The sequence below is a fragment of the Eubacterium sp. 1001713B170207_170306_E7 genome (genome assembly GCF_015547515.1).
Taxonomy (GTDB): domain Bacteria; phylum Bacillota; class Clostridia; order Eubacteriales; family Eubacteriaceae; genus Eubacterium.
The window spans coordinates 1-2,858 of sequence record NZ_JADMVE010000016.1 but is presented as its reverse complement, the minus strand read 5'-3'; the positions used below and the strand labels follow the sequence as shown (position 1 = coordinate 2,858).

Annotated in this window: 2 protein-coding genes and 1 rRNA gene; 2 read left to right on the top strand and 1 reads right to left on the bottom strand. The window is 45.5% G+C overall.

From position 1 onward, the window contains the following. The first annotated feature begins 29 nt into the window (after positions 1-29). Together rrf and I2B62_RS20305 are read left to right on the top strand one after the other, a co-directional pair. Positions 30-146 (top strand): 5S ribosomal RNA (rrf, locus tag I2B62_RS20310). Positions 147-426: 280 nt separating this feature from the next. Further along, positions 427-1,092 carry an MgtC/SapB family protein gene (locus tag I2B62_RS20305; protein ID WP_207736110.1) on the top strand — a complete coding sequence of 222 codons (666 nt, stop codon included), beginning with the start codon at positions 427-429 and terminating at the stop codon, positions 1,090-1,092. A gap of 15 nt (positions 1,093-1,107) precedes the next feature. On the opposite strand, the gene I2B62_RS20300 is transcribed toward I2B62_RS20305, so the two are convergent. Next, complete coding sequence (locus I2B62_RS20300) at positions 1,108-2,544, bottom strand: sigma 54-interacting transcriptional regulator (protein WP_195270850.1); 1,437 nt, start codon at positions 2,542-2,544, stop codon at positions 1,108-1,110. Positions 2,545-2,858 lie beyond the last annotated feature (314 nt).

The window sequence follows — 2,858 nt, the reverse complement described above, 5'->3', positions numbered from 1 at the left end:
CAAACAACCGAATAACAAAGTGAGATTGATCTCGTGATGATGGCGAAGGGGAAACACCTGTTAACATACCGAACACAGAAGTAAAGTCCTTCAGCGCTGAAAGTACTTGGTGGGCAACTGCCTGGGAGGATAGGACATCGCGGGGTCTTTTTGCGTTCAACCTTAAGCCGCGCAAAAAAAGGATGGTGAATGGCCCGTGCAAGTTGACTTGCAAAGGGCCAATGACCATTCTTTTTTTATGGGGCGCAGCCCCCGACTGGAGTGTCCGTAGGACACGGAAGTGCGCGGCGCACAGTCCGCAAGCCTTCCAGGTGGGCGCTTTTGTATTTCAGGCTTTTTCAACAAAAAAGTTCTATAATGGAACCAGACATAATCTTTTAGTGAATGGAATTATTAGTCAAATACCATAAAAAGGAGATGATCCTTATGCTGTTATGGGAACTGGAATTATTTGCACGAGTGGTGGTGGCGGGTATTTGCGGTGCGGCCATTGGCTATGAACGGCAGAACCGCCTGAAAGAAGCAGGGATAAGAACACATCTGATTGTAGCTCTGGGAGCGGCGTTGATGATGGTGGTCTCAAAATACGGCTTTTCAGATATCCTTGGGCAGGAGGGCATTACGCTGGATCCTTCTCGCATTGCAGCTCAGATCGTCACAGGCGTGGGCTTTCTGGGCGCGGGGATTATTTTTGTGCATAAGCAGTCTGTCAGCGGCTTGACCACAGCGGCGGGAATCTGGGCAACCTCAGGCATCGGCATGGCCATTGGCGCAGGGCTTTACCTTATCGGCATAGCGTCGGCCCTGCTGATTATCATTCTTCAGATTATCCTGCATAAGAATTTCCGGTGGCTTAACGTCTATGTAGGAGAGATGATCCATGTTCATCTGGTGCCGGATGAAGCAGCGCTGGAGCGTTTCAGAGAAAAAATCACTCGGGAGCGCGTGGAGATTATCAATTTTAAAATCAAACGAAATGCGGAGGATTGTATTTCGATGGAGCTGTACGTAAAGCTGCCTGAAAATTACCGGACAGAGCAGCTGCTGACGCTGTTTAAGGACGATCCGGATATTATCAGCATTGAGCTGTAGAAAAAAAGCAAAGAATCATTCTTTCGGTTCTTTGCTTTTTTCTTTTTTGCTGCCCTTGTCTACGTATTTGCTGACCAGTCTGTAGGCCGTTGCCTGGCTTAGCCCAAGGGCTGAGGCCATTTCGTTGACATTGGAGTAGCTTTTGTAATAATTCTGGATAATTTCACGTTTATACTCTTCAATCATGTCGTCAAAAATGACGGTTTTCTTTTTCATCTGGTTTTTCTTGAGATATTCGAGAATTTGTTCGGGCAGTTTATCGGTACTGATGATATTTCCGATACTCATAACGGCCATGTATTCCACGGCATTTTTGAGCTGGCGGACATTGCCGGGCCAGTCGTATTGGATGAGGGCTTCAATTACCGGACTTGCGAACATTTTATCCTTATCATATTTTTTGTTGTGTTTATCCAGGTAATACTGGGCAATGGGCAGGATGTCACTGCGGCGGTCCCGAAGGGAGGGGATGGTCTGAGTGATGCCGTTGATACGCCAGAATAGGTCTTCACGGAATTTATTTTTCTGGACCAGCTTCTGGAGATTTTTGTTGGTGGCAGTGATGATTCGGGTATCCACGGTTTTGATTTCGAGACCGCCCACGGAGGTAAAACGCTGGTTTTCAAGAAAATCCAGAAGCTTCACCTGAATATTTGGCTGCAGCTCACCGATTTCATCGAGAAACAGGGTACCGCCGTCTGCCAGCTCAACCAGTCCTTTTTTTCCTTTGGGGCTGGCCCCGGTGAAGGCATAGGGAACATAGCCGAAAAGCTCGCTCTCAATGAGGTTATCTGGGATGGAGGCGCAGTTGATGGAGACAAAGGGCTTGTCACTGCGCAGGCTGGAATCGTGGATATATTTGGCAAAAAGGCTTTTCCCGACCCCGCTCTCACCGAGGAGAAGAACGGGAATATCGGATTTTGCACCTTTTCGCAGCTTGTTGAGGGTAGCGTAAAGATTATAGCTGCGGCCAACGATGTTGTTGCTTTCCTTGGTTTCTTCACTGCTGCTGTATTTGGCTTTTTCATTGGATTCGTTTTTTTCGCAGTCCAGGTCAAAGGAGCTGATGGGTTTTTCCTTGAAGGAAGTAAAGACCACCATGATCAGCTTTTCACTCTCGTCGTAGATAGGGGTGGTGATGGTAATATGGGTCTCGTTAGTCATCAGATAGCGCTGTCTGGCAAAAACGGTCCGTTTATTTTCAATGGCAAAATCAACGGACGGCGGGGTCCACAGGCCATTGAAAGAGGTAAAAAAATTAAGCTTGCACATATCCTCCGGGGACATACCGTGGTATTGCAGACTGGCGGGATTGGCGTAGATCACATAGCCTTCGGCATCGGTGACGGTAATTTCGGCAAAGCAGTGTTCTAAAATATCAATATAGGTATCCTTTGATAAGGATCTCAGATATTCCTGAAAATATTCACTGTAGCGGTCAATTGAACTCATGGTGATTCCTCCTCAAGGAAATTTCTCCCCTTATTATAGCGAATATCAAGAGAAATTGCAAAATTATTAAATATAATAAAAATAACGGGGTTTTCTCAGGATTGACAAATAAAAACAGGGCAGAAATCGTAAATAATGACGGAATTATGCTGAAAATGGTAAAACAAAAAGTTGGCACGGGTCTTGCATTAGTATAATGGCACAAGCTAGCTAAGAAAAAATTAAAAAAGCGAGGAAAAGGGTTATGTTAAAAGGTAATTTATTCAACACATTTTATTCAAAGGATGATATCGAACTGATTCATGAAAGTGTTC

Excerpts from the sequence above, each read along its gene's own strand:
- I2B62_RS20305 (WP_207736110.1), top strand. The coding sequence starts at position 427 with ATGCTGTTATGGGAACTGGAATTATTTGCACGAGTGGTGGTGGCGGGT.
- I2B62_RS20300 (WP_195270850.1), bottom strand. The coding sequence starts at position 2,544 with ATGAGTTCAATTGACCGCTACAGTGAATATTTTCAGGAATATCTGAGA.